This window comes from Paenibacillus sp. FSL H8-0104 (assembly GCF_038050215.1).
In the GTDB taxonomy this organism is placed as follows: Bacteria; Bacillota; Bacilli; order Paenibacillales; family Paenibacillaceae; genus Paenibacillus; species Paenibacillus amylolyticus.
This window is the reverse complement of sequence record NZ_JBBOTC010000001.1, coordinates 1,257,559-1,283,836: the sequence shown is the minus strand read 5'-3', so window position 1 is coordinate 1,283,836 and position 26,278 is coordinate 1,257,559. Positions and strand designations below refer to the sequence as shown.

The 26,278-nt window shown below is 48.1% G+C and carries 21 protein-coding genes; 10 read left to right on the top strand and 11 right to left on the bottom strand.

Annotated elements, in window-relative coordinates; all coding sequences use genetic code 11:
* Nucleotides 1-187: 187 nt before the first annotated feature.
* Both NST38_RS05675 and NST38_RS05670 read right to left on the bottom strand, forming a co-directional pair.
* On the bottom strand, nucleotides 188-811 hold the full coding sequence (locus tag NST38_RS05675; protein ID WP_076253346.1) for a pyroglutamyl-peptidase I: 624 nt from the start codon (nucleotides 809-811) through the stop codon (nucleotides 188-190).
* Nucleotides 812-832: 21 nt separating this feature from the next.
* A complete protein-coding gene (locus tag NST38_RS05670; protein WP_036672452.1) occupies nucleotides 833-1,834 on the bottom strand; it encodes a Gfo/Idh/MocA family protein in 1,002 nt (333 codons plus the stop codon).
* A gap of 489 nt (nucleotides 1,835-2,323) precedes the next feature.
* Between NST38_RS05670 and NST38_RS05665 the strand changes: the two genes are divergently transcribed.
* The 7 genes from NST38_RS05665 to NST38_RS05635 all read left to right on the top strand — a co-directional run bounded on the left by NST38_RS05665 (nucleotide 2,324) and on the right by NST38_RS05635 (nucleotide 11,648).
* Entirely contained in the window at nucleotides 2,324-4,054 is a 1,731-nt protein-coding gene (locus tag NST38_RS05665) for an AraC family transcriptional regulator (protein WP_341343858.1), read from the top strand.
* A 99-nt stretch (nucleotides 4,055-4,153) separates the two neighbouring features.
* Nucleotides 4,154-5,227, top strand: a complete 1,074-nt coding sequence (locus tag NST38_RS05660) for a FecCD family ABC transporter permease (protein WP_081745833.1) — start codon at nucleotides 4,154-4,156, stop codon at nucleotides 5,225-5,227.
* Nucleotides 5,228-5,229: 2 nt separating this feature from the next.
* Nucleotides 5,230-6,246 (top strand): FecCD family ABC transporter permease, encoded by a 1,017-nt coding sequence (locus tag NST38_RS05655; protein WP_036606388.1) that lies wholly within the window; start codon nucleotides 5,230-5,232, stop codon nucleotides 6,244-6,246.
* Between the two features lie 60 nt (nucleotides 6,247-6,306).
* Entirely contained in the window at nucleotides 6,307-7,254 is a 948-nt protein-coding gene (locus NST38_RS05650) for an iron-hydroxamate ABC transporter substrate-binding protein (RefSeq protein WP_253506027.1), read from the top strand.
* Nucleotides 7,255-7,520: 266 nt separating this feature from the next.
* Nucleotides 7,521-7,955 (top strand): MarR family winged helix-turn-helix transcriptional regulator, encoded by a 435-nt coding sequence (locus NST38_RS05645; protein WP_341343857.1) that lies wholly within the window; start codon nucleotides 7,521-7,523, stop codon nucleotides 7,953-7,955.
* Between the two features lie 83 nt (nucleotides 7,956-8,038).
* Entirely contained in the window at nucleotides 8,039-9,823 is a 1,785-nt protein-coding gene (locus NST38_RS05640) for an ABC transporter ATP-binding protein (RefSeq protein ID WP_341343856.1), read from the top strand.
* Nucleotides 9,816-11,648 (top strand): ABC transporter ATP-binding protein, encoded by a 1,833-nt coding sequence (locus NST38_RS05635; protein WP_341343855.1) that lies wholly within the window; start codon nucleotides 9,816-9,818, stop codon nucleotides 11,646-11,648. The genes NST38_RS05640 and NST38_RS05635 overlap by 8 nt, the downstream gene beginning before the upstream one ends.
* A gap of 678 nt (nucleotides 11,649-12,326) precedes the next feature.
* Here the strand turns inward: NST38_RS05635 and NST38_RS05630 are convergent.
* The gene (locus NST38_RS05630) at nucleotides 12,327-13,883 is read right to left on the bottom strand and encodes an ATP-binding protein (RefSeq protein ID WP_036606550.1); all 1,557 of its coding nucleotides are present in this window, start codon (nucleotides 13,881-13,883) and stop codon (nucleotides 12,327-12,329) included.
* A 274-nt stretch (nucleotides 13,884-14,157) separates the two neighbouring features.
* Here NST38_RS05630 and NST38_RS05625 point away from each other — a divergent pair, with 274 nt between their 5' ends.
* A complete protein-coding gene (locus tag NST38_RS05625) occupies nucleotides 14,158-14,493 on the top strand; it encodes a hypothetical protein (RefSeq protein ID WP_341343854.1) in 336 nt (111 codons plus the stop codon).
* Nucleotides 14,494-14,769: 276 nt separating this feature from the next.
* Here NST38_RS05625 and mglC read toward each other — a convergent pair whose 3' ends face one another.
* The 7 genes from mglC to NST38_RS05590 form a co-directional block, all read right to left on the bottom strand.
* Nucleotides 14,770-15,789, bottom strand: coding sequence for a galactose/methyl galactoside ABC transporter permease MglC (mglC, locus tag NST38_RS05620; protein WP_076253353.1), 1,020 nt, complete (start codon nucleotides 15,787-15,789; stop codon nucleotides 14,770-14,772).
* A gap of 15 nt (nucleotides 15,790-15,804) precedes the next feature.
* On the bottom strand, nucleotides 15,805-17,310 hold the full coding sequence (locus NST38_RS05615) for a sugar ABC transporter ATP-binding protein (protein WP_076253354.1): 1,506 nt from the start codon (nucleotides 17,308-17,310) through the stop codon (nucleotides 15,805-15,807).
* A gap of 74 nt (nucleotides 17,311-17,384) precedes the next feature.
* A complete protein-coding gene (locus tag NST38_RS05610) occupies nucleotides 17,385-18,446 on the bottom strand; it encodes a galactose ABC transporter substrate-binding protein (RefSeq protein WP_036672480.1) in 1,062 nt (353 codons plus the stop codon).
* 162 nt (nucleotides 18,447-18,608) lie between these two features.
* Nucleotides 18,609-19,787 carry a substrate-binding domain-containing protein gene (locus NST38_RS05605; RefSeq protein ID WP_076253355.1) on the bottom strand — a complete coding sequence of 393 codons (1,179 nt, stop codon included), beginning with the start codon at nucleotides 19,785-19,787 and terminating at the stop codon, nucleotides 18,609-18,611.
* Entirely contained in the window at nucleotides 19,774-21,591 is a 1,818-nt protein-coding gene (locus NST38_RS05600) for a histidine kinase (protein WP_143781291.1), read from the bottom strand. Before NST38_RS05600 ends, NST38_RS05605 begins: the two co-directional genes overlap by 14 nt.
* Entirely contained in the window at nucleotides 21,588-23,321 is a 1,734-nt protein-coding gene (locus NST38_RS05595; RefSeq protein WP_076253356.1) for a response regulator, read from the bottom strand. Before NST38_RS05595 ends, NST38_RS05600 begins: the two co-directional genes overlap by 4 nt.
* 334 nt (nucleotides 23,322-23,655) lie before the next feature.
* Nucleotides 23,656-24,558, bottom strand: coding sequence for a tyrosine-type recombinase/integrase (locus NST38_RS05590; RefSeq protein WP_076253357.1), 903 nt, complete (start codon nucleotides 24,556-24,558; stop codon nucleotides 23,656-23,658).
* Nucleotides 24,559-24,726: 168 nt separating this feature from the next.
* On the opposite strand from NST38_RS05590, the gene NST38_RS05585 reads away from it, so the two are divergent.
* Together NST38_RS05585 and NST38_RS05580 are read left to right on the top strand one after the other, a co-directional pair.
* Nucleotides 24,727-24,927 carry a cold-shock protein gene (locus NST38_RS05585; RefSeq protein ID WP_017690333.1) on the top strand — a complete coding sequence of 67 codons (201 nt, stop codon included), beginning with the start codon at nucleotides 24,727-24,729 and terminating at the stop codon, nucleotides 24,925-24,927.
* Between the two features lie 99 nt (nucleotides 24,928-25,026).
* On the top strand, nucleotides 25,027-25,299 hold the full coding sequence (locus NST38_RS05580) for an HU family DNA-binding protein (protein ID WP_036606368.1): 273 nt from the start codon (nucleotides 25,027-25,029) through the stop codon (nucleotides 25,297-25,299).
* 331 nt (nucleotides 25,300-25,630) lie between these two features.
* Here the strand turns inward: NST38_RS05580 and NST38_RS05575 are convergent, their stop codons facing one another.
* Nucleotides 25,631-26,275 (bottom strand): Vat family streptogramin A O-acetyltransferase, encoded by a 645-nt coding sequence (locus NST38_RS05575; RefSeq protein WP_017690335.1) that lies wholly within the window; start codon nucleotides 26,273-26,275, stop codon nucleotides 25,631-25,633.
* Nucleotides 26,276-26,278: the final 3 nt, after the last annotated feature.

The window sequence follows — 26,278 nt, the reverse complement described above, 5'->3', positions numbered from 1 at the left end:
CTAACACTCTGCTCAACCCAAGATCGAAGCAGACAAAAACCATGCAACTACACGCTCTCCAAGTCATCTTGAACCCTACTGTACTCCATCATCCACCCCACTGCTCTCCCTCTCACAACAGCGGTCTACGAATCTAACCCTCGCCTACGTTCTCCTGCAACCGCAGCCGAACAATCGCAACCATCCCCTACGAATTAGCCACAACCGTACGAATCATAATCCGCAGTGCATCCAGCATCATGGGAATAGGCAGCGAAGGGACGGAAGGCTGCAACACAGCCATCTCTGTTGAGGCGGGAAAGTGTACAAATCCTGCACGGATCGGAAGCTGCCCTACTCGAATATAATCCAGTACCCTGTACATTGTGTTGTTGCAGATATATGTACCTGCTGTATTGGACACGGTAGCGGGAATACCTGCTGCGGACATGTCCTTCACCATGGCACGTATGGGCAAAGTGGCAAACAAGCCGTCCGGGCTGCCGTCTACAATTGGCTCGTCCACAGGACGCTGTCCTTGGTTATCCGCGTAGGAGCCTGGCGGAATGTCTTTGACATTCACGGCGATCCGCTCCGGTGTGATAGATGTTCTGCCCTTGGCCAGCCCACAGGCGATGACGACATCTGGCCGATAGGCTTCCATCTCTGCGATTAGCAGGTCTGCACATTCATCAAAGTGCACGGGCAACAGTACTGTTTTTAGCTCAGCACCCTCGATCACTTCGTTTGCAAGAGCATCCATTAATGCCCCCGTCGGATTCACCGCATCCCCGCCAAAAGGTTTAAACCCGGATATCAGAATCTTCACCATCATACGTCAGCTCCTGTCTGTTTACTCCGATTTGTAACGTAATCCCCACTGGCCCCGAATCGTGTCCATCAGCTTCATGATTTCCAAGGATTCGTCCAGTTTAATGGTGTTGCTCTCCGTCCGACCTTCGAGGATACAACGTCCCGCTTCTTCTGCCTCAAAAGCATAACCAATACATGTTCGATCATCCGTGAACTTCTCCGGCTCGTCCTGACCATTCACATGCAGATAGGCTTCTTTACCCGCCAAGAATAAAGGAAGACGAATCTTGCCTTCCGTACCGTATATGACCGCTTCATTGCTAAGGTTCAGACGAATGGCAGCACTCAGTGATGCAGAACGTCCCTCGGAATAGGACAACAACACGGAAAATTGCTCGTCCACACCCGTCTCACCGATATTGGCCGTACTCCATACATGCTGGGGCTGCTCGCCAAAGATCATCGATGCGAATGAGATCGGGTACACCCCTGCATCCAGCAACGCTCCCCCACCCAGATCCGGATTAAGCAATCTTCCTTCCGGCTCCCAGCCGACACGGAATCCAAAATCTGCCTGGAGCAAACGTACTTCACCGATTCGTCCTTCTGCAATCCAGGCTCTGGCTTGAGCGATCGGTGGCAAAAAGCGTGTCCACATCCCTTCCATCAGGAAAAGGTTACGCTCCCGTGCCGTCTCCACCAGTTGCTCCAACTGACGCGCGTTCATCGTAAACGGCTTTTCACATAGCACCGCCTTGCCTGCCTCCAGACAAGCCATTACATTCTCCTTATGCACAGGGTGAGGTGTTGCCACATAGATAATATCTACCTCAGGATCTTGCAGCATTTCATCATAAGAACCGTAAGCGCGTGCAAAACCATATTCAGCTGCAAACTTCTCCGCACTTCCCGCTGTCCGTGAACCTACCGCTGCTTTCACAGCGTTTCCCGCATGCTCCAAATCCCTTGCAAACTGGGATGCAATCCATCCCGTGCCCATAATGCCCCAGCGTACTTTGTCCCGTCCCACTACTTCTGTCATATTAAAGCCTCCCTACTGCAATTTGAGTTGAAAAGGTTCATGATTCAGATCAGGCCAACATGTTATCCCCTTTATTTTACCAAAAAGAAACGCTTACGTCAGAAAACGATTTCGATTATGTGCTTTCAATAGACTTCAAGCTCATCAGGGCCTCGAACATATCTGTGTACATTTCAATTCTCCAGTAGATTTGCTAAGATTATCAGCAGACTAGGGCCAAGAAGTCTTGTCCGTAAACATACTTGTAACTAGCGACAATCTGGTTAAACTATCGATCACATCTGATAACGGGATCATATCCCCTGTGCTATTCATAAAACATCTGGCTATACTGCAAACGTGCTTTTGACAAGGCAGCCAGTATTCACTACATCATGCAAAACGCATCAATAGACGTTTAAGATAGACCTTTATGTCCGAGAAAATATGGTACGTTCCAGATTCAATTATTACCTAAACTGTTCCAAAGAGAGGAGGTCGCATAGCAACATGACTACCATCCCCGGTACCGCCCACAGCGGCATGAATCCATACACGTTACATCAGCAGACGAGTCCCAATTCAGAAAAGGAATCCTCAATCCGAGCAGACCTGGATACATTCTTGAATGATACCCTGATCGAACTTCGTCAGGCAGAACATATTATAACCCGTGAGAAATGGCGCTGGTCCACAACTGAGTTAGCTCATCATACCTTCATATACATGCACAAATTCACAGGCCAACTGATCATGAATGGAATCAAATCTCAGGTGGTTCGCAAATCAGCTTGTCTGTCCCTACCAGGAACTGCAATTGAACTGTTTAGTGATGAAGAACATGATATTGAACTGTATATCATTCACTTTGATATGTATCGGGCTACGGAGAAAACAAAAGCCAGACGAATCTACGAACGTGAGCTCAGTTCACCTGTTACAGGCTGGATTCAGGGCCCATTTTACGGTATACAGCGCATTGCCGCACAGCTTACACAATTAAGCAATGAAGGTTTGGAAAGGGGCTTGAAAGCACAGCTCTTCCTGACGGAACTGTTACATATGCTCTGGCCTCAAGAAGACCAGACTGACGTGGGGGCTGGGCAGGATGAACCCGAACAGTGGCTCAGGTCCACCCTGCAATACATGCGCGAAAACTATATGCACGAGATCAAGCTGGAGAAGCTGGCTGAACTGGCTGACATGCACCCGTCCTATTACTCGCAGCTATTCAAGAGCCGCATGCAGAAAAATCCGATTGAGTACATCACTCATCTGCGTATGAACCGGGCCAAGGAATTGCTGCTCACTTCCGATCTGCGTATCCGTGATGTGGCTCGTAAAGTGGGTTACCGTGACGAATTTTATTTCAGCCGACGTTTCCGAAACCATGCCGGTTATGCGCCAACTTCCTATTCGAAGCAGGTCCACCGGAATATCGTGTCGCTCTCCTATCCATACACGGACCACCTGATGACACTTGGCATCACGCCATGCGCAGCTCAGATCCAAGGCCATCTTCCTCATATGCCCAAATCGCTGACGCTGCCCTTCCACGCCTATGAACCTTGGGAACAGGGACGTCAGGCTTTCCTGGATGTGAATCCTAAATTGATTCTGACCAAGGACAATGCAGCTGCCAAAGCAATGGAGCATATTGGCGATGTCGCCCCCATCATCACAATTCCCTGGAACCAGACAGACGTCTTTGGTCATCTGCATCAGATTGCATCCATTGTGGATCGTACCCAAGCAGCGACAGATTGGCTGGATCGACATGAACGCAAGGCAGAGCGTGCACGCAAAAAAATCAAGGAATTGGTCGGGAACATTACCGTTGCCGTTGGCACGTTAACGCCTAAAGGTCCACGGATGTACAGCCATCGGAACTTTGGACATGTCTTTTATCGAACCTTGCAACTTGCCGCTCCTCAGCGCATTCAGACCGAACTGGCTGGCAAATCTCCCGGCGTTGGATTCAACTGGCTGCCCTTTACACCAGGAGAATGGGACGGACTGGAGGCAGATGTGCTGGTACTGGCGATTAATTCTATGCATGAAAAGGCAACACTGTTGAAAGAGATGGCTTCGAATCCACTGTGGAACAGCCATCCTGCGGTAAAAAACGGACGTGTACATCTCATCGACTGGAACTCATGGGTCGTATATGCTCCATATTCCATCAACATCCAGCTCGATGAAGCGCTCTCTATGTTGACGAACAAACCTTCACTTTTGTAATCTAAAAAATGTCCATCTCCAAAATCTTAATTTATGCCATGTACGGGCCTGAATTAAGATTCTATAATGATCACTAATTGATAATGATAATCAATAACAATGAAATACGTTGTTGGTACCAAAGGAGTGACCCGTATTCAACATCCGGGACTGCCACATCGTCCGTCTAATTCAAGAAAATCTGCAGTGACCGTTGGGCTGACGTTTTTGTCTGCCATAGCCATACTGCTGCTAAGTATGTTTGTCGCAATCTCTTTAGGTGCCAAAGGACTAACTCTGGAAACCGTATGGGCTGCCATATTTCAGTACAACCCAGCTTTGACACCACATCAGATTATTCATGAGCTGCGGCTGCCTCGTGTCCTTGCCGCGGTTATTATCGGCGCTGCTTTTGCCGTTGCAGGAGCTTTAATGCAAGGCATTACGCGTAATCCGCTGGCAGACACGGGCATTCTGGGCATTAATGCTGGAGCCACTTTTGTCGTAGCACTGAGCTTTGCCTTTTGGCCCGGACTGCCATACGGCTGGATTATGTTTTTATCATTCGTGGGGGCTGTTCTGGGCACACTGCTTATCTTCCTGCTTGGAATGGCAGCACCTGGTGGTCTGAATTCCATCAGACTGACCGTTGCCGGAGCGGTTATTGCAGCCATGTTAACCTCGCTAAGCACAGGTGTTGCCATTTATTTTGACCTGAGTCAGGATCTGGCCTTCTGGTATGCGGGTGGTTTTGGCGGAATAGAATGGCGGCATCTGAAGTTAATTCTTCCCGTGCTGCTCGTGACGCTGGTACTGATCATGCCACTCGCCCGGCGTGTATCCCTTATGTCACTCGGTGAAGAAGTAGCGATTAATCTTGGGATCAACTTGCGCTGGACGAGGTTTCTCGCCCTCGCAGCGGTTGTTGTGCTGGCTGGTGTGTCCGTGTCGGCAGTAGGCTCGATTGGATTTGTCGGACTTGTCATCCCTCATATCTCCCGCAAACTGGTGGGTGTGGATTATCGACTCATCATTCCGATGTCTTCTCTGCTTGGAGCGATTTTACTGGTGCTCGCCGATCTGGGCTCACGCATCGTGAACCCGCCCGAGGAGCTCGCGGTAGGCATTATGGTCGCTTTTGTCGGTGTACCTTTCTTCCTCTATCTGGCCCGTAAAGAAAGGAGGGCCTTGTAGCGATGAATTTTAATACACCTTCACGAGGTAAACGTTCGATAGTGGTCAGTATCACGCTGCTCTGCATCGCCATTGCCGTTATTGTGATCAGCCTGAACACAGGAACCATTCGTCTCTCCCCAGCGGCTGTATTACAGACTTTGTTTGGTAATGGCAGTTCGGATGATCAGATTGTACTGTTTGATTACCGACTGCCTCGCATCCTGGTAACTGTACTGGCCGGAGCGGGACTTGGTATTGCCGGAGCAGCCTTGCAAGGGATCACCCGCAATCCATTGGCGGACCCGGGCATTCTGGGATTACATGCAGGGGCTGCATTTGGACTAATGGTGTTTGTTAGTCTCTCCTTTACGATGGATGGCTCTGTGGCCTTGCTGATTCCGTTGTTTGCTTTTGCAGGCAGTGTTGCCGCCGCCCTGATCATCATGCTGTTATCTTATGATCGGCACAATGGCGTATCACCCATTAAGCTGATTCTGGTGGGAATCGCGGTAGCGGCCGGGTTCCATGCGTTGACACTCTACCTATCCCTGCGTCTGGATGAAGACACCTATTCGTTTGCCGCTCGCTGGTTGGCAGGAAGCGTCTGGGGTCGGGATTGGATTCATGTGCAAGCATTGCTTCCTTGGGTCGTGTTATGTATTTCTTATATTTGGAGTCGATCCAAAACACTAGATGCCTTCAACCTTGGTGATGCTGCCGCAACCAGTATCGGGACACCTGTTCGATCCCAGCGTGTTATTTTGCTGCTCTGCGCCGTGGCCTTGTCTGCCGTCAGTGTATCGATGGCTGGTGGGATCGGCTTTATCGGTCTGGCGGCACCACATCTGGCGCGCAGGCTTGTCGGTCCGATGCATCGGCATCTGATCCCTGCTGCCGGGCTCATCGGGATGGTTATTCTGGTGACCGCCGATACGATCGGGCGAACGATCTTTCAGCCTAATGCCATTCCGGCAGGCGTGGTGGTTGCTGCGATTGGTGCACCTTACTTTTTGTACCTGTTAGTACGAAGCAAGTGATCTTTTTTTCAAAAAACAATAAAGACATCCAAGAGATGTTCAAGGAGAATGTGACTACCCATGTTAAAGAAAAATCTTATGCTTGTCATGAGTATCTGTCTGGTGCTTGTGCTTGCAGCCTGTGGAACGACCAATAATTCATCATCTGCTTCTGGTGGTTCGTCCACGGATACTTCAACCAAGAATCAAGACAACAGTGCAAGTTCGGGAGAGCAACGTATTGCCTCCATGTCGATCCATCTGACCAATGATCTGCTGTCTCTTGGCATTACTCCGGTTGGTTCCGTTATCGGTGGCGAAGCCAAAGGTTTCCTGTCCCATGTTGCTGATCAACTTCAAAATACAACGCCACTTGGTCCGGTTAAAGACCCGGATATGGAAGCTTTGCTTGCCCTGAAACCCGATGTGATCTATCTGGACGAAGAATTCTCCGGTGGTGATATTGCCAAATTCGAAAAAATTGCTCCGGTGCATGTCTTCAATCTGGATGACGGTACATGGCGCGACCATCTGAAAGACATTGGCAAACTTGTGAATCGCGAGAAGGAAGCCGAGCAATACATTCAGGACTACGCAACCGAAACGGAAGAAGTGAAATCTCTGATTCATGATACGATTGGTGATGGGACTGTGATGGCAATCCGTGTCACTGCTAAAGAATTACGTGTATTCAGTACACGCCGTCCCATGGGTCCCATTTTGTATGAGGATCTCGGTCTGACTCCTGCCAAAGGGATCACTGATATCGATTCGACTAAACCGTATCAAGTCGTCTCCCGTGAAATATTGCCGGACTATGATGCAGATGCGATCTTTGTAGTTGTGAATTCGGATGATGAAGCCCAGACCATGTTCAAGGAGCTGCAAAACAATCCGATCTGGCAAGGCCTGAAAGCAGTCAAAGCCGGCCATGTCTACCCGATTGGTGCACAGCCTTGGCTGGATTACTCATCTATCGGTAATAAAATGGCCATGGATGAAGCCAAAGAAATGTTCTCCAAAAAATAATTTTCTTACACTCCACACTTAACGTGTGACAATACCAAAAAACCTCTCTTAGAGACCGGAACAGAGTTAGTTATCATGCTCTCTTTCGCTCAAAGTAGAGGTTTTTGTTTTTTTCTTATCTATTTTACTTGTTTACTTTCCAGCCAATCGACCTGGAGATACCTTTAATCCAAAATTAACGACTTGTATTCACTTGACGATATGTCAAATCGAACTTAAGATTTAGTTAGTCGACTAACTAAAAGGATATGAACGGAGCGGATGATATGAACCCAGTCCAAAATGATCGGTTAATGGGCCAGCTATCCGAACTGGTGAAACTGAAACGCTACAAGGTTCATGAGAAACTTGTGAACTACCCCGAGTTATACCCGGGGCAGCCCCCTTTGCTGTTCCAGCTTGAACGGGAAGATGGCCAATCCCAGAAAAACCTGGCCGAACAACTTCAGCGCAGTCCCGCAACGGTAACCGTCATGCTCAAGCGTATGGAATCATCCGGTTATGTGAGACGTGAAGCAGACCCGAAGGATCTGCGCAGTCTGCGGGTATACCTGACGGATCAGGGGCGCTCCGCGCTACAAGAATTGAGAGAAGTGATTCAGGAGTTGGAACAGCAAGCCCAGAAAGATTTTACACCGGAAGAATCCAAGATCATGTCTGCACTTGCACAGCGTATGCTTCAAAACCTGCGTGAATCCTGAGGTGATGCAGATTCGCGATTGAAGCAGCTAAAGGTATTATGAAATTGATTCACTTATGCTATGAAGATTGAGGTGATTCCCTATTGTGCACGTTAAAACGATTCTTGACCCCGTATAAGTCGGCGGCAATCGTCGCCCCGCTGCTCATGGTACTTGAGGTTACCATGGACCTGCTCCAGCCCAAGCTGATGTCCAGCATCGTGGATGATGGTGTACTTGCAGGGAATCTGCCCCATATCGTGACTATAGGTCTGATCATGCTACTTGTTGCGTTAATCGGCTGGGTTGGCGGCGCAGGCTGTACACTCTATTCAAGCAAAGCTGCCGTTGGATACGGCACGGATCTGCGCCAGGAACTGTTTGACCATATTCAAACCTTCTCCTTCCGCAATCTGGATACGTTTCAGGAAGGATCTCTGATCACTCGTCTGACCAGTGACATTACCCAGATGCAGACCTTTGTACAGATGCTGCTGCGGATGTTTATCCGTTCACCAATGCTAATCATCGGTAGTATCATCATGGCATTTACGATCAGTGTGAAACTGGCTTTGATTCTTATTGCCACTGTGCCGGTACTGTTTATTATTTTATTTATTCTGATAAAAGCTTCCTATCCGCTGTTCGCCAGTGTGCAGAGCAAGCTTGATCAGGTCAACGCTGTGCTTCAGGAGAATCTTGCCGGCATTCGTGTCGTCAAAGCATTTGCACGTGCACGTCTGGAGAAAAAACGGTTCAAGCAATCCAACGAAGATTACACTACAACCGCCGTCAAAGCCTGGCGTATCGTCACACTGAATGCACCCGTGCTCAGCCTGATGCTGAACGCTACCATTGTAGCGGTGCTGTGGTTCGGAGGTTTCCAGGTAGTGGGAGGCGATATTGCTGCCGGAGATCTGATTGCTTTTATCAACTATGTCACGGTTGTACTCTCGTCCCTCACGTCGATCGGCATGATGATGATGAGTTTCTCCCGCGCCAAGGTATCAGCTACACGGATCAACGAGGTGTTACATACACAGCCGGATATTCAATCGGGAACCGATAACTCCGGGAATGTACAGTCATCCCCGTCTACTCGTGATCAGTCCCGAAACCAAACGTCTTCTCTTCCCTCCCACACAGGCGGTCAAGTGGAGTTCAGAGACGTATCTTTCCGTTATGACGGAGACCATGCACTCACTGACATTAACCTGAAGGCTCGCCCGGGTGAGAAAGTGGCCCTGATCGGTTCAACAGGTTCAGGCAAAACCTCGCTGGTGCAGCTGATTCCCCGTCTATACGATGCTTCGCAGGGTGAAGTACTCGTGAATGGAGTGAACGTTCGCCACTGGGATCTTCAGGATCTTCGCAGCCGTGTGTCCATTGTGCTACAGGAATCCATCCTGTTCAGCGGCAGCATCCGGGATAACATTTGCTTCGGCCGGCCCGGTGCAACGGATGCTGAATTGCGTGCTGCGGCACAAGCTGCGGCAGCGGATGATTTTATTATGAAACTGAAAGATGGGTATGACACGGAGCTGGGTCAGCGCGGGGTCAATCTGTCCGGTGGACAGAAACAGCGGATTTCCATTGCACGCGCCCTGATCATGCGACCGGAAGTGCTGATTCTGGATGACAGCACCAGTGCTGTGGATTTGCGCACGGAAGCGAGCATTCAGAAGGCTTTACAATCCTTGATGAAAGACAGCACGACCTTTTTGATTGCACAGCGGATCTCCTCCGTGAAGGATGCAGACTGTATATATGTTATTGATGAAGGACAGATCGTTGCCAGAGGCACACATGATGACCTTATAGCTCATTCATCACACTATCAAGCCATCTATTTTTCGCAGCAACGGAAGGAGGATGTTCAATTTGGCTAAACCTGCATCTTCCTCCATACAACAAACGGTCGTGCCTCCCATCGGAAGACCCGGACCAGCGGGAAGAGGACCTGTTCCCAAAATCCGAGCGAAAAATGCTCGCCATGCCCTAATCCGGGTATGGTCGTACATGGGGCGTCATCGCAAAGGAGTTATCGCTGCATTGGTGCTGACGGCTCTTGGAACACTGCTCAATCTGGCAGGACCCTATCTTCTCGGCCGCGCCGTTAACGAACATATCGTGCCCAAGGTAACCGCGGGTTTACTGAAGGAATGTCTCCTCTTGCTGAGTGTTTATGTCCTTGGCTCACTCCTGATGTGGGCTCAATCCTATGTCATGATTGGTGTGTCCCAACTGACCGTTAAAGATCTGCGACATGCGTTGTTCTCCCGACTGCAAGAGCTGCCTATCCATTTTTTTGATAAAAATCAAAGCGGGGATCTCATGAGCCGGGCGACCAATGATATCGATAACGTATCTACAACGCTGAATCAAAGCGTAACTCAATTGATGTCCAGTGCCATCCTGCTCGTTGGCTCCTTGTCAATCATGTTTGCACTTGATGTACGGCTTACCCTGCTCAGTCTGGTGACTGTACCCTTGATTACCATCGCCACTCGCCTGATCGCGTCAAGAACACGCAAACACTTCACCGCCCAGCAGAAATTACTTGGTGAGCTTAATGGGTATGCTCAGGAAACCATTGCTGGACAAAAAGTCGTAGCGGCTTATAACCGTCAGGATCAGGCACATCAACATTTTGAGAATTTGAACGAGAAACTGCGTACATCCAGCACACAGGCCCAGACCGTTTCGGGTTTGGTTGGACCTACGATGAACGTGATGAATAATATCGGGTTTGCCATACTCGCTTCTGTAGGTGGATGGATGGCTTATCATGAAATGACGTCCATCGGACTGATCGTCAGCTTTCTCGCTTACTCCCGCCAGATTGAGCGGCCGCTCAACGATCTTGCCAATCAGTACAATCTGATTCAGGCTGCAATTGCAGGTGCTGAACGTGTGTTTCACATTATGGATACGCCTAGCGAATACGTAGAGGAACAGAAGAAACAACTGGACCAGATTCAAGGTAAAGTGGTATTTGAAGACGTCTCTTTCGGATACAGTGCGGAGCGAGAGATTTTGAAGAAGGTCAGTTTTACTGCAAAACCTGGTGAGATGATTGCACTTGTTGGACCCACCGGCGCAGGCAAAACGACCATTATCAACCTGTTACCCCGTTTCTACGAGATTACAGGCGGACGGATTACCATCGATGGATGTAACATCTCGGAACTGGAGAAGGATCAACTCCGTCGGCAACTCGGCATTGTACTTCAGGATGCCTACCTGTTCTCGGGTACCATTCGCGACAATCTCGCCTACGGCAAGCCCGACGCAACCGATGAACAGATCAGGCAAGCGGCTGAGCTGGCGAATGCACATTCGTTCATCCGCAAACTGTCACAAGGTTACGACACCCCCATCATTTCCGGGGGAAGCAACCTGAGTCAGGGACAACGACAACTGCTGACCATTGCCCGGGCAATTCTGGCTGATCCGGCCATTCTTATTCTGGATGAAGCAACGAGTAGCATTGATACGCGCACGGAGATGCACATTCAGGAAGCGATGCGCACTTTAATGAAAGACCGTACCAGCTTTGTCATCGCCCACAGACTGAGCACGATTCGTGAAGCCGATCAGATTCTCGTCATTGATGATGGACAGATCGCTGAACGGGGCAACCATGATGAGTTGATGAAGCAACAAGGATTCTACTATCAGTTACATCAGGGACAGCTCAATAAGTCGAACTAAAGCGACTCTGCAAAGTTAATCCATGCCGAAGTGGACCTTAGCGCGTACGGAGCAAGCGAATGTGCTGTATCCTGAATGTGGGAGAACATGTCCTTCGCGTGCGAACAAGCGATCAATATGCCACAAAAGTGGATTTAATCTATTCCAAATGAAAAGCTCCACTCCGTGCCGGGCGGGCTTGAGGACATCGTCCAGCTCGCGGTTGGAACAGAGCAAGAGCGTAAACTAACGAATCTGAGGCGCCTTATTCAAGCTTTTGAAGCTCCCTCAGAAATCTAAAGAACCTGAGACACGTTATATCCAAATAAACAGCCATTTTCAGCGTTTTTTCATGGGATGTTGGGAAATAACGTGTCTGAAGTTTCTTACAAATTAAAGTAAGGACTTGAAGGCCAAATAAGACGTCCTATGTTCCTTAGAAAATCGACTACCCATTCGCCAGGATCAACCGGCTTGAACTTCAGACTTTTATACGCTGACCTCCATCATCATATCGCTTACTTGAATTTGCAGACACACTCTTATATATCTAAAATGATCGGAACCGATGTGGTCTCCACACATTAACTTTATTAATCGAAATATTAAACGCCGCACGGGGTTCTTCTGGACCCATGCGGCGTTTTTATGTTTTTGTCTAATGACTACTTAATTGCTATCTCTGGTAAGTTATATGATTTACGTCTCCATTGGCAGATGAAGCGTGAAGGTGGAACCAACCCCCATTTCACTATGGACGGTAATCTTACCATTGTGATCCTGAACGATTTTCTGGCAGAGCGCAAGTCCCAGTCCCGTACCTTCTTCTTTGGTTGTATAAAATGGATTAAAGATGGTGGATAGCGAATTTTCCGGAATGCCGCTTCCTGTATCTGTAATTGAAATGAGCACTGCGTCTCCGTCCTGCAACAAATCCATATGGACCTCACCAGGGTCTGTCATTGCTTCAAAAGCGTTACGAATCAGATTGATCAATACCTGCACAATTTTATCTCGATCCATGATGATCACAACTGGCTCATTAGTCATTTCAAGCGTAATTTGATGCCCTCGGGATGCCGCATCTGACTCGGTCAAAGACATCACTCGTTCAAGGCAGTGACCCAAATGTTCAGGCTTCATGTGATTCGCATGTGGTTTGGAAAACTGCAAAAATTCAGCCGTCAGATCGGTTACTCTTGTCACCTCACCCATAATCACTTCATACCATGGCGCGATATTAAACGCTTGTCCACGGGACAGCTGCAGGAATCCCCGAATTGCGGTAAGCGGGTTCCGAATTTCGTGAGCCATACCCGCGGCCAGTTCACCTACAGCCCTTAGTCTCTCGGAACGAAATACTTCTTCTTCATTTTTCAGCCATTTGCTGCGCTGTTGTTGAAGCAGCCTATCCTCGGCTACCGTCATAAAGTGCTGCAACGAATCCGACATTTCCGGGTACAGGGAGATGCTGTAGCTTACCTGGAGTCCTTGAAGTTGCACGGATAGTAGTGACGACATTCGTTCTTCCACATCCTGTATCTCTGGCAAAACGACCGCAAATCGGTCTCCTGCATACCGGGATATGCCATAGGCCTCGGTGAAATGATTGCTGATCATCTGGCCTGTACCTGTGATTACCGTACACCAAGGATCTTCTGACTCTTTTTTAAAGCCGCTAAAGTTATTGACGTTCAGAAGGACAAGCAAAAAAGACCGTTGCTCTTCTACTGTCTTATGTAACACCTCCATGTAACCTTCGTAATTCAACAGTCCGGTAAGCGGATCATGCAGGGTCAGGAACCGATTTTTTTCCCGAAGCCTACGCTTCTCGACCTCACTGTTGATTAAGGTATGGTACAAAAAAATGATAACAACCGAGGTTAACAGGTCAAATAACGAAACCAGCAAAGCATATGTATCTACAGGCACATACGAAAGCCGAATCAACGTATATTGCAGCATAAGCAGCAACGAAATCGGCAAGGTCTGCGTCAACCTTGGTTTGTCCTGGATCATTGAAATAATGAGCATATAATACAGCATGTTGCACCAGTTCAGTTCACTGAAATAGTGGAATATCCCGAGAAAAATCCACTGAAATTTTCGCAGCACAGGATATCGTCTCTCCCCATAAATACTTGCTACCAATAATGTCGCCGAAAGTGACATTATTGCCATATTAGGGGTAAGCCTGAGAACATAAGAGGACAGAATGACAAGCAGACAACCTAGCGGGAATATCACCATTTTCATCGTGTAACTAAGCAAACAGCCTCGCCCCCTTTGACATAAAACTCACATCAAATAACTTATGTACATGTATTATATCGATTATGATTAGCTGATGTTGTCGATTAGTGGAGGCTCGCCAAATTCGCACGAATGTATAAATTATGAAGGCAATAGGACATATGATGTAATTGTAATCAACAAAAGTGAAACAATTCCTCTTCGCATAGATCAATATTGTGGTACAATACATTAATGGATTAATTTAGGATAAATACTTTCTTATGGAGGATATCACATGACAACACAACGAAAACCACTGGGCCTCGGAACGCTCTCTCTACTCGTACTATTGATGGGTCTCGCCTTTAATTTCCAATGGGGCACAACAAATTTTATGATCAGTCATTATCTTTTCAACTTAATAAACATACCTATTTATAGCAACGGAACTCAAGGACTTCACATTCCTTTTGTAGTAGCAGCCCTCTTCTGGATTCCAGCCTTTTTGATCGCCAAAAAATATCGTGCGCATTTCGGTACAAGTGTATCTTATAACGTCGCCGGATTTATGTTGCTCTTATGCATCATTGGACCAGTTATCCCCGTTATCGATTGGATGGTCAATGGTTAAACAATTAAAGCCAGCTCTCTATATCCCGAGGGCTGGCTTCTTTGCTGCTTTACCATATAAGATGAACAAATTGTTTACACGATAACGTAGAGGACAGAAATAACCTGAAGAAGCGGAGCGTTCGCCTAAAAGCTTTCTGAAAGAAAGCTGCATCGGAAGCATATGCTATCCCCGGATTTTCACTTCTTTAGAAGGGAATCAAAAAATCTGGGGATAACAGCGATCAGAAGGTTGTTCTGTCAGCGGAGTGACTGATGTAACCTCTTGAGGCTCATCTTATTTCTTCGCCATATACTTACGGATATCAAAAGCCACCGCAGCAACAATGATCAATCCTTTGATAATTAACTGCCAGTATGGACTTACACCGATAAACGTTAGACCATAGTTGATGACCCCGAAGATCAGCACACCCGCCATAACCCCGGGTACCGTTCCAATACCTCCTGCCGTTGATACGCCGCCTACCACACATGCGGCAATTGCATCCAGTTCATACATGTTACCGTAATTGTTTGTTGCTCCACCTGTGCGTGCTGCCTCAAGCACACCACCCAAACCATACAGTGCACCCGCAATGGCATACAGCGTCACCAGGTTGCGAGCCACATGAATCCCGGATACATGCGCTGCCTGAATGTTGCCACCAATCGCGTACATGTTTTTACCGAGACGTGTTTTGTTAAAGATCACCCAGCAGACTAATGCCACCGCAATAGCAATGAGGACAATATACGGGATGGAATAACCCCCGCCCAGATCAATGTATCCAGAGCCAATAACCGTAAAATCGGGTCTCAATCCTCCGATCGGCTGTGACTGGTTGGGTTCCGTATCAAAATAAATGGAGTTCAGTCCGTACACAGCAACCATTGTGCCCAGCGTTGCGATAAATGGGGGCACATGTAATTTGGCGACAATCAGTCCATTTACCAATCCCACGAATAGACCCGCGGTAATCCCGACAAGGATCGGCAGACCCACCCATAACTGCGGCAGATCGGGGAAGAAGCGATTGGCATATTCATCAATTTGCAACATCGATGCCGATACAACCGCTGTCAGACCAACCACCCGTCCAGCGGATAGATCGACCCCGCCCGTGACAAGGATAAAGGCTGCACCGAGCGCAATAATGGCCCGTGTGGAGGACTGCTGTAAGATGTCCCGCAGTGTGGAGAAGGCCAGAAAATTCGGATCAGCAATCGCAATACCAATAATGAGCAGGATCAGTACGATAAAGATGGCGCGCTGTGTTACATATTGTTTCACTTGATTGATCATCTGTGTGTTCATCTGTTTCCCTCCTGACTAAGCCATCCGCTGCTGCGCGGCCAGCCTCATAATATCCTGCTCGGTTGCCTCGGCCCCGTCCACGATTCCGGTGAGACGCCCTTCGCTCATCACCATAATGCGATCCGACATACCCAGAAGCTCAGGCATCTCTGAGCTAATCATGATAATGCTTTTGCCCTGACGAGCCAGTTCCGTAATAATGGTGTAAATCTCAAACTTGGCCCCTACATCGATTCCACGTGTCGGTTCATCCAGCAGGAGTATCTCGGGGTCGGTCAATAACCAGCGGGCCAGCAGAACTTTCTGCTGATTACCGCCAGACAGGTTTCGAATCAGCGTGTTAACCGAAGGCGTTTTGGTTCTGAACTTCTGCGTCTGCTCACGTGCCTCTTCGCGGCCCTTTTTCTCGTCCAGCAAGCCCATTCGATTTCGGTAGCGTCCCAGACTGGCAATGATCGTGTTCTCATACACCGACAACACAGGGAATATCCCTGTAACCCTTCGTTCTTCCGTGAGCAACGCAATGTTATGACGCTTCGCTGCTGCGGGGGAATTAATCTTCACCTTGCGCCCATGAATCGAAATCGTACCTGAAGCGAGTCCGCGCAGTCCAAACAAGGACTCAATCAGTTCTGTCCGCTGTGCTCCAACCAAGCCGCCAATGCCAAGCACTTCACCTTTTCGCAGCTCAAAGGATACATCACAAAACGATTTGGACTGGCTTGATGTCAGACCCTCGGCTTTTAATATCACTTCACCGGGTACGTTCGTCCGTTCCGGGAAACGTTCGTCCAGATCACGGCCAACCATACGCGTAATGATCAGATCTGTCGTTAGATCAGCAGCATCCCATGTCCCGACAACGAAACCATCACGCATGATCGTCACTTCATCCGAGATCGTCAGGATCTCCTCCATCTTGTGTGAAATATAGATAATAGACACGCCGCGACTGCGCAGTTCATCAATAATGGCAAAGAGCTGATCCACTTCCTTGCCTGTCAGGGAAGAAGTGGGCTCATCCATGACGATGACTTTGGATTGAAAAGAGACCGCCTTGACAATTTCCATGGATTGAATCTTGGAGACAGACAGTGTCCCCGCCTGAGCCTTCGGATCAATATCAAGGTTCAAGTCCTTGAACAGCGCCAGCGTATCAGTATACATCCGTTTCTCATCCACCAGTATTCCCCTCATCGGAAAACGCCCCAGCCATATATTCTCCATCACCGGACGATGCGGGACCGGGTTCAGCTCCTGATGAATCATGGATATGCCTTGCTGAAGTGCCGCTTTGGAATTCGGAATATCCACATCCTTTCCTTCGATACGTATCGTTCCTTCATCGGGGCGATACATGCCGAACAGACATTTCATAAGTGTGGATTTCCCCGCTCCATTCTCTCCCATCAAGGCGTGAACCGTCCCCGGTTTCACTTTCAATGTGACCTGACTTAGTGCCTGCACACCCGGAAATGCTTTGGAAACTCCATTCATCTCCAGCAGGTAAGGTGACTCCATCTTGGTTCCTCCCTTCCATATGACCGGCAAAAAAGGGACGCTACCCGAATGTCGGACGTCCCTGTCTCGTGCTGTTATTGGGCGTCGGCGATGTTGTCTTTTGTAATCTTTTTGTATGCAATCCAGACGTATTTACCATCTGTAATATCGTATTTGGTATTTTCCTTTGTTGGTGTCTCACCTTTAGCAAGTACGGAAGCCAGTGCCACCGTGGCCGCACCCTGATTCTTGGCATCATTAAGCACCGTACCCAGCATCGTGCCATCCTGTAGAGCCTGAATGGCTGGAGCTGTTGCATCCACACCTACAACCGGCATGGATTTGCCATCTTTGAAGTATCCGGCTGCTTTCAATGCCTCAATGGCTCCCAAGGCCATGTCATCATTGTTTGCGAGAACAGCTTCGATCTTGTCACCATGCGAAGCCAGGAATGCCTGCATTTTCTCCTGACCTTTCACCCGGTCCCACATCGCCGTGTCTTCCGCCAGTGCTTCCACTTCGATACCGGCATCCTGGATCGCCTGAACCGAATATTTGGTTCGAAGCTCTGCATCCTGGTGACCCGGTTCCCCTTTCAGCATGACGTATTGCAGTTTGCCATCGCCGTTTTTGTCAGCTTCCGGATGTGCTTTCCAGTAATCCACAATCAGCTGTCCGGAGATCGTACCGGACTCCTCCGCTTTTGCTCCTACGTAGTACACTTTATCCCACTTATTCATATCTTCCGCCACTGGCTCACGGTTGAGAAATACCACTGGAATGTTCGCTGCCTTGGCCTTGTCAATGATGACACCTGCCGCCGTCCGGTCAACCGGGTTCACAGCCATTGCATTGTATTTCTTGGACACAAACAGATCCACTTTCTCATTCTGGGTCGGCTGTGCATTCTGGCTATCTACGATATCCAGGGTCGCAATGCCTTCCGCTGCTGCGGTCATCGCATTACGTACACCCGTCATGAATGTATCATCAAATTTGTAGATGGCAACACCAATCTTGGGCGTTTCCGTACCGGCTGCTGTCTGGCCTCCTGTATCTGTTCCCGTACTTCCACCTGCGCTGTCTCCGCCGCTGCTACACCCCGCCGCCACAACCATACATGCCGTAATCAACAGTGTCATCCATGTTTTCTTCATATCCTAATGACCTCCCCCAAGTTCATTCGGCTTCACCGATGTCTTTATTATGAAAGGGTTTACATTAAATTCGAATACAATATCTTCACCTGTTCTATCGAAATCTTCCTCAAGTTAACACACACCTTCATTTCTTCATTCAGCATTCGTTCCAACAATCGTTCATTGTACAAAAGGAAACAACAGCTTCTGGTTATCCATCCAGAACATATTGTCTGTACTAACCAGCTTGGTCTCAAGTAACACTCTCGCTTGCACCTGTTGATTGTTCAGCCGCGCAACGGCTTGATTCAATCCCAGATAACCTGCACTGTATCCATTCTGGACGATGAGATGATCAAAGACTCCTTCTTGCAATTGCTCCAGTTGCTGTTGTTCACTGCCAAATCCAACAATCCTTACCTTGTCCGCAGATTTGCGTCGATTCAGTTCATCAGCTGCCCCCAGAGAAGCCGGTTCCTGAAGAGTAATGAAGCCATCCACCTCCTGCTGGTCCAGCAATTGCTTCGCAGTCTGCCAACACCCATCCCGTGTATTACATATCGATTTGGGTTCCACTTGAATATCAGGATACTGTACCAAGGCTTCCATAACTCCCTGCTCTCTCTGAATCAGACCAGAATTAAGAGGATCGGGGCCCAATAAAGCCACATGCCCTTTCCCTTCCAGAAGCTCCGCCATAGCCTGGCCGGCCTGTCTTCCCGCCTCAACATTATCCATCGAGATGAAACTGGTGATGCCTTTCACGGGGAATTCATCGTTAAGCACGATGACAGGAACAATGGTTCCCTCGGAATTTGTTGTCTGTGCCTCCTGAATGATGTCACTAAGTGCCTTCTCACTTAGGGGATCAACCAATAGAGCTGAAGCCCCCTGCTTCAGAGCCAATGCGGCGGCCTCCACTTGAGCCTGCTCTCGCGCACTGCGAGACAACGTATGGCTGTTGATATTTGCCTGTTTGACCTGCATCTGACTTCCAGCAGAGTCCAGAATGGCAGGCGTGTATATATCACCATCGGAAGGGTATGCTTCCACAGTAATCAGTTCGGCTCCGTTCTCTTTGGCAGCCGCTTCGGCGCCAAGCCGGATAGCTTCCGCAAGTTCCCCTGTCCCAGCTGGCGTAATGAGCGCAATACGTGGCGGTACTGCCGTAGCATCGGGACTCGATAAGCCACAGGCGCTGCATATGAGCAGACAGCAGCTTGCAACTGTCAGGGTTACTAACCGACGTTTCCGGATTCCAGGGAAGCTCGCAGCAACCTTTTTCCAAAACGTACGAATGTATGACCCTACAACTCTGTGGCTGTGGATATCGTTCCTATTCTCCTTATTGTCTGTCATCAGGCTCGCCCTCCTTCTGCTGCCATTGAATGGGAATCCGAACCCAGACCGTGGTGCCTTCTTCCAACTCACTCGCAAATTCAAGTCCGAAGCCCTCCCCATAATAGAGCCGGATTCGGTCATGCACATTGCGCACCGCTACGCCGGAGCCTGCACCACTTTTGACCACAGGACGACCACTTAATAATCCCGACATCTGTTCTTCCGTCATGCCGACCCCATTATCTGTAATGCGAAACACCAGCTTGTTGTCCTCACGATAAACATCGACCTCAATACTTCCTTCGTCCATGTGGTACTCGATGCCATGAACAATGGCGTTCTCAATCAGGGGCTGGAGCACCAGCTTTAATGTCAGGCAATCCAGAAGCGTATCATCTACCTTAATCGTAAAGTTGAATTTGCGCTTGAACCTCATCTGCTGAATCGTCAAATAATGCTGCGCATGCTCCAGCTCTTCCCTGATCGTGATAATCGTTTTGCCTTGACTAAGACTGATGCGGAATAGGCGAGAGAGAGACGTGATCATCGTAATCACTTCTTCATTGCGACTCATGCCTACCATGCGCACTACTGAATTCAGAGTATTATATAAAAAATGTGGATTGATCTGGGCCTGCAAGGCTTCCAGCTCCAGACGCCGCTTCTGTTCCTGCTCATGGATGATCTCATCCATCAGGGTGCGAATTTTATTGACCATCAGATTAAAGCGACGAGATAGACGTTCCACCTCCAGCGGCCCTTCAATAGGCAACTCCACGTTGAAATCCCCGCGCTCTACGGCCTTCATTTTACGTTCCATTCGCCGAATCGGGCGAGTCAGACTGGAGGATAAGAACAGCGAGACAAGAATGACCAGTACCAGTACAACGACCAATACACGAATGAGATATCCGTTCACTTCCTGACGCGTTGTCATAATCTCATCCAAATAAGCAACACCGACGATTTTCCACCCGATATTGGCAACGGACTTTACGGTATTCAGCCTTTTCTGCCCATCTGCTTCATCTTCGTAACTGCCGGAAGCCACCAAAGCCTGTTCGATATTCTCGCTTTTGAGTCCCATATACATCAATTGTTGCTGCGGATGGTACACGATATTGCCCGCACTCTCATCGATGATATACACGTATCCTCGTTGCCCCAGACTGACCCGACGGCTCAGTTCATCCATCTGTTTGAAATTGATATCGACCAGCAGGATAACCTGCCGATCCTGACCATTTTGCCGTATCGTTATGCCTTTGCTCATGGAAACGACCCATTTATATGGGCCTGTGTACATGTTCTGAATATGAGGTAACGAGAAACTCAGGTGATCCGGCACACGAAGCGCAGACTGAAACCACCCTTGCTGTGTCACATGGGCGCTGGTTTTTAATTCGGCTGTAGGTCGGTTCTTGAGCAATTTCCCCGTGGAATCAAGCAGAGTAATCGAGATGATATCTTCACGACTGCTGAGCAGTGTGTCAAGCTGTTTGTCCACCAGTTCCCCTTCCCATGTCCCGTCACGCAGCATGTGTTCCTCAATGGCACGGTACAGATGAGACATACTACGGACGTAATCCTCCAGGTTATAACTGACCTGATCCACAATCTGTCTCGTCGTGAGTTCCGCACTTCGCTCGGCAGCCTGCGTGAACTTGTCATGCAGAAGCATCGCCATGATAGTTAGCACCAAGACGATGAAGACGGAAAAGGACCATGTAATAATAAACCGGATACTGCTGACTCTGGACGAACGCAGACGAGAGCGTAATTGAGGTCCCATGGACTTCACCCATCTGGACAAGAAATTCATCGGATCGAACCTTCACTTGCCGCCTGGGAAGCCTGTTTACGATATTCTTTGGGCGAGATGCCAATATGTTTTTTGAAACAAAAACTGAAGTAATTGGGTTCGGCAAAGCCAACCTGCTCCGCAATCTCAAACGACTTCAGCTCGGTCGAGCGAAGCAGCTCACGCGCTGCCTCCATTCGGATCTGCATCAGGTACTGCAGGAAGGTAAGTTGTACTTCTTTTTTGAAAATGCCACAAAAATAACCGGAGCTGATATGCAAATGTCCGCACACCTTCTGAATAGATAGGTCCGGGTCGGCATAATGCTCTTTCGTGAAGACCAACGCCTGCTCGACAATATCCTTGTATACATGCTGCCGTCCGCTCGCAATGCGATGTTGCACGAGTAGACAGACCTCCTGTACCTTCTTCTGTGCCTCAGTGAGTCCCGGCAGTCGGAACAAATCCGCATACAACTGGAACCCTGCACCAAAGATGTCCTCCATCGCTTCCCCTGATGCCTGTGCTGCCTTCCACACTGTTGTTAATACTTCAATTAAATAGAGCTGAATATCACTTCGCCCGTGTTCCACTGTAATTTCCCGGAAAATGATCGCAAGTGCTTCCTCCAGCTCCGCTTGTGTACCCGCCTTAAGGCAACGTGTCAGCGTCTGCTGCTTCAACTCGTCGAACCGCAGTTTGCCCGCTGTCTGTCGCTCCACGTCCGCGATGTATATAATTGAATCCGTCCCGGGCACAAGTCGATAATCCAATGCCAGCAGGGCATCTTCATAGGCATGATTCACATCCGCGAGTGTATCCACAATCTGACCAGAGCCCACCGTAGCCGGGATACGTAAATAGTGGTTGATGCTGCGCATCACATTTTCCAATGCCTTCTGTTGCCGCTTCGCTCCATCTGTACCGCCCGTACGATCCACATAGAGCAGAACAATCGTCTCCTGATGCATAAAGGCATGACCAGCCCCATGCTCCGCCCAAACTTCTGCCGCAATGTTAAGTGCCGCAAAGCGTTTCAGTTCAGCATCCTCAGATTGACGCAAGGAACCTCCGGGAACGAATATCTCAGACTGGTCCGCTACCTCGGATGTTGTTTTGTTATGTCGCTGTGGGGGCTCGCTGAATCCTCCCTCAGGTTTCTCCTTCTGCACATCTCCATCCATATGCAGTGTCAATACAGACACCCCATAGCGTTCCCCTGTCAGATCCAATCCGCATTGTTTGGCTTTACTATGAATATATGTTGAGGATTTCTGTCGATGGAGCAAGGTCGCCATCAGATCTGCCTGTAATAAAGGCAAACTGGTATGATAGTGCTCACGCAGCTGCTGTACATCTTCACGCTCAGCCACTTCAGACGCCATCTGGGCGCGCAATCTTGTGAGCAGTTCGGTGAGATGCCCTGCCGAGAACGGCTTCAGCAGATATTCATCCACACTTAACGAGATGGCTTGCCTCGCATAATCAAATTCATCATATCCAGTCAAAATGACCACCTTCACGAGTGGATTACGTTTCCTCAATCTTTGAGCGAGTTCCAGACCATTCATGAATGGCATGCTGATATCCGTCACCACAATGTCCGGCTCTACCCTCTCCGCCATCTCCAATGCTTCCCGCCCATTCTCAGCCAAACCGACTATCCGCAGATCGAGCGCTTCCCAATCGACCTCTACAACAAGTCCTTCACGCACATCTTCTTCATCATCCACCAGCAGTACCCGGTACACGTTTGGATTCCTCCCTTTTGATGACGGCCTTAGCCCTATCAACGAATATATATGTAGCATTGTGAATCATTTGATTTCTTATTGCTCACCGAATTGAACCAAAATGCAAAGGCTCATGTTGATCTGTTCCAAGGTTGCCATCATAATATACAATATTATCAGAGATATGTAATCGCTTTCTTTAATAGAGGTAAGGCAACCCTGTCGGGCAGTGCCTAAGTGAAATGTGAAGGATCGTATATGAATGCTAAAGGTAGGTTAAAGTAATACAAACACGGAAAATTTCGAAGTACTTCTAATAAGAGGTGTTTTGATTCTGACTATAATTCAGTCTTCATTCTTGTTCTTTACGATGATTCGTACTTAATGCTTTAAAATAAATCATTGTTGTATCTGGGTTGGTGTGTCCCATTATCTCGGCCAAACGGTGCAGTGGCGTATGCTCAGCCATGGCGTAGCCAAAACGATGACGCAGGTCGTGTGAACTCAGTCCTTCCAGCCCTGCTGTTATCATTACTTTTTTAATCAGGTGGCGCAGTGCTCTCTCCGTTAAACGATCATTTGTCTTCTCTGAGGGAAAAAGGTACGCACGATCGGTAGCAAGATCAGATAAGTACTGATTCAACATAACAACACACTGCATATTCAGAGGGATCTTACGTTGCACGTTGCGTTTATCTGCGCTCACTGTCAGGTGACCGCTTCGTCTACCAATTTCGATATCATGAGGCTTGAGGTTGCATACCTCCATCGTTCGCAAGCCTGTGTGAAACATAAGGGTGAGGATGGTCTGATCACGAAGGGAATTACCATACTCCACTGCCGCGAGGAATGCCTGCTCTTCTTCCAATGTCATTCGACGTGGACTTACTTTGTCTTCCGGAATGAATTTTAATGGTTTGGAAGGGTCATGACTGAGCCTGGATTCCAAGACAGCCCATTTGAAAAAACGCTTCAGCGTTATCAATCTCCGGTTAATGGTGGCTGGTTTCAATAACATAACTTGGTGAGCATCTTCACGATAACTGACTAAAGTGGATGTATCCACATCTTCAATTTGCAGTGAGAACTCTTCGCTGAGCATGGTGCTTTCCTTGTACCATTCGATAAAATGTTTCAGATCACTTGTATATTCCTTCACGGTTTTGGGATGCAATTCACCCTCATTAGCAAGCATATGTATGAATTCCTCTACTGTCGGTTCCCGCTGCACCGAAACCCCTGATGACTGATTCATTAGAAAATACCTCCAAATCTTGACTTATATTAGCGGACATGGTATTATCATATTAATCGATACATTAGCGGACATCAAGTTCGTGGTTTAAATGCACCAGGTGAGTGTCAATTTTAAATTATACTCGTCATAATGATCGGCTAAAAACTTATTTTTTGGAGGAATCACATGCAAACAGGTACAGTGAAATGGTTCAACGCGGATAAAGGATTCGGCTTTATCGAAACTGAAGAAGGAACAGATGTATTCGTTCATTTCAGTGCAATTCAAGGTGAAGGTTACAAATCTTTGGACGAAGGTCAACGCGTTCAATTTGAAGTAACTCAAGGTAACCGTGGACCACAAGCTGAGAACGTTACTAAACTTTAATTATATGAAAGCTGCCTTATTAATAAGGCAGCTTTTTATTTACACATATGTGTCACAGCAAAGTTTCCACATCCCAAGATTGAAAGCGAGGTATTCCCCATGGATAAAGAACAATTGATCACAGAAGTAGCTAAGGCTGGCGGTTTCTCCAAGAAGAATGCTGAAAAAGCTGTAACCGTTGTACTGGACTCGATTCTCGAAGCTCTCAAAGAAGGCAAAGAAGTTCAACTGGTCGGATTCGGGAAATTTGAAGTGCAGAAGCGTGAGGCAAGAACGGGAAGAAGCCGGAAAACAGGCAAAGAAATTCAACTACCTGCAGGTAAAGTTCCTGTATTCACAGCAGGCTTAAGCATGAAAGAAGCTTTAAATTAAACAACGCAACAACTTATTGAAAAGAGGTTTTTATTCAAACACACAATGATAATATGGATTTAAATGTCGTGTTTACTACCGTTGATGATATCATTAACTTTTATTCAGGCAAACAGACAAACTCGGATCATACAGAAAATCACACTCATTTGAAGCCCCCATCAACAAAGTCTGATTGTACCCTACGACCACCCACCCGTTAAATTAACATTTCATCTTGGACAACAAGAGGCCCTGATCCGCTCAAAACGGTCCAGGGCCTGATTTGCTTGGAAGCCGGCTCCATCAGGAACCAGCTTTTTTTGTCTTTTAAGCACAATGCACATCCATCCTATTTGCTGTTCAGAAGTTCGCGCAAGATCTGTAGATCATATGTAGAGACAAGACGTTCCAAATGCGTATCCAGCCATTCCTCATCCTGATCCCACCACTTCAATTCCAGCAGCAGTGCAATCGTCTCTTCGTCAAAACGCTTTTTAACAGTCTTGGCTGGATTACCACCAACAATCGTATAGGGTTCAATGTCCTTAACAACGGTTGAATTGGAGGCAACGATTGCCCCGTCTCCAATCGTGATACCAGGCATGATCGTAACATTTTGTCCAAGCCATACATCGTTCCCCAGTACCGTGTCACCCTTATATGGAAGTTGTTCCAGTGTAGGTGTCACACGCTCCCATCCTCCACCAAAAATGTTGAACGGATACGTGGTCATACCCTCCATCCGATGATTCGCGCCATTCATAATGAATGTCACACCTTCCGCAATTGCACAGAAATTGCCAATGACCAGGCGATCACCAATAAAGTCATAATGATGCTGTATCCGGTCATAGAATTGCTCTGGCGGATTTGTGTTGTCACTATAATACGTATAATCACCGATGTCCACGTTGGAACGCGGCGGCAGGTTTTGAATGTAACATACCGTACGGATATTCTCATTCGGGAAAAGTTTTGTTTTATCAGGGGCCATATT

Excerpts from the sequence above, each read along its gene's own strand:
- NST38_RS05615 (WP_076253354.1), bottom strand. The coding sequence starts at position 17,310 with ATGGAGTCACCTTACCTGCTGGAGATGAATGGAGTTTCCAAAGCATTT.
- NST38_RS05660 (WP_081745833.1), top strand. The coding sequence starts at position 4,154 with ATGAAATACGTTGTTGGTACCAAAGGAGTGACCCGTATTCAACATCCG.
- NST38_RS05670 (WP_036672452.1), bottom strand. The coding sequence starts at position 1,834 with ATGACAGAAGTAGTGGGACGGGACAAAGTACGCTGGGGCATTATGGGC.
- NST38_RS05590 (WP_076253357.1), bottom strand. The coding sequence starts at position 24,558 with ATGAATCAGTCATCAGGGGTTTCGGTGCAGCGGGAACCGACAGTAGAG.
- NST38_RS05605 (WP_076253355.1), bottom strand. The coding sequence starts at position 19,787 with ATGACAGACAATAAGGAGAATAGGAACGATATCCACAGCCACAGAGTT.
- NST38_RS05665 (WP_341343858.1), top strand. The coding sequence starts at position 2,324 with ATGACTACCATCCCCGGTACCGCCCACAGCGGCATGAATCCATACACG.
- NST38_RS05585 (WP_017690333.1), top strand. The coding sequence starts at position 24,727 with ATGCAAACAGGTACAGTGAAATGGTTCAACGCGGATAAAGGATTCGGC.
- NST38_RS05580 (WP_036606368.1), top strand. The coding sequence starts at position 25,027 with ATGGATAAAGAACAATTGATCACAGAAGTAGCTAAGGCTGGCGGTTTC.
- mglC (WP_076253353.1), bottom strand. The coding sequence starts at position 15,789 with ATGAACACACAGATGATCAATCAAGTGAAACAATATGTAACACAGCGC.
- NST38_RS05675 (WP_076253346.1), bottom strand. The coding sequence starts at position 811 with ATGGTGAAGATTCTGATATCCGGGTTTAAACCTTTTGGCGGGGATGCG.
- NST38_RS05625 (WP_341343854.1), top strand. The coding sequence starts at position 14,158 with ATGACAACACAACGAAAACCACTGGGCCTCGGAACGCTCTCTCTACTC.
- NST38_RS05600 (WP_143781291.1), bottom strand. The coding sequence starts at position 21,591 with ATGAATTTCTTGTCCAGATGGGTGAAGTCCATGGGACCTCAATTACGC.
- NST38_RS05630 (WP_036606550.1), bottom strand. The coding sequence starts at position 13,883 with ATGAAAATGGTGATATTCCCGCTAGGTTGTCTGCTTGTCATTCTGTCC.
- NST38_RS05610 (WP_036672480.1), bottom strand. The coding sequence starts at position 18,446 with ATGAAGAAAACATGGATGACACTGTTGATTACGGCATGTATGGTTGTG.
- NST38_RS05575 (WP_017690335.1), bottom strand. The coding sequence starts at position 26,275 with ATGGCCCCTGATAAAACAAAACTTTTCCCGAATGAGAATATCCGTACG.
- NST38_RS05655 (WP_036606388.1), top strand. The coding sequence starts at position 5,230 with ATGAATTTTAATACACCTTCACGAGGTAAACGTTCGATAGTGGTCAGT.
- NST38_RS05645 (WP_341343857.1), top strand. The coding sequence starts at position 7,521 with ATGAACCCAGTCCAAAATGATCGGTTAATGGGCCAGCTATCCGAACTG.
- NST38_RS05650 (WP_253506027.1), top strand. The coding sequence starts at position 6,307 with ATGTTAAAGAAAAATCTTATGCTTGTCATGAGTATCTGTCTGGTGCTT.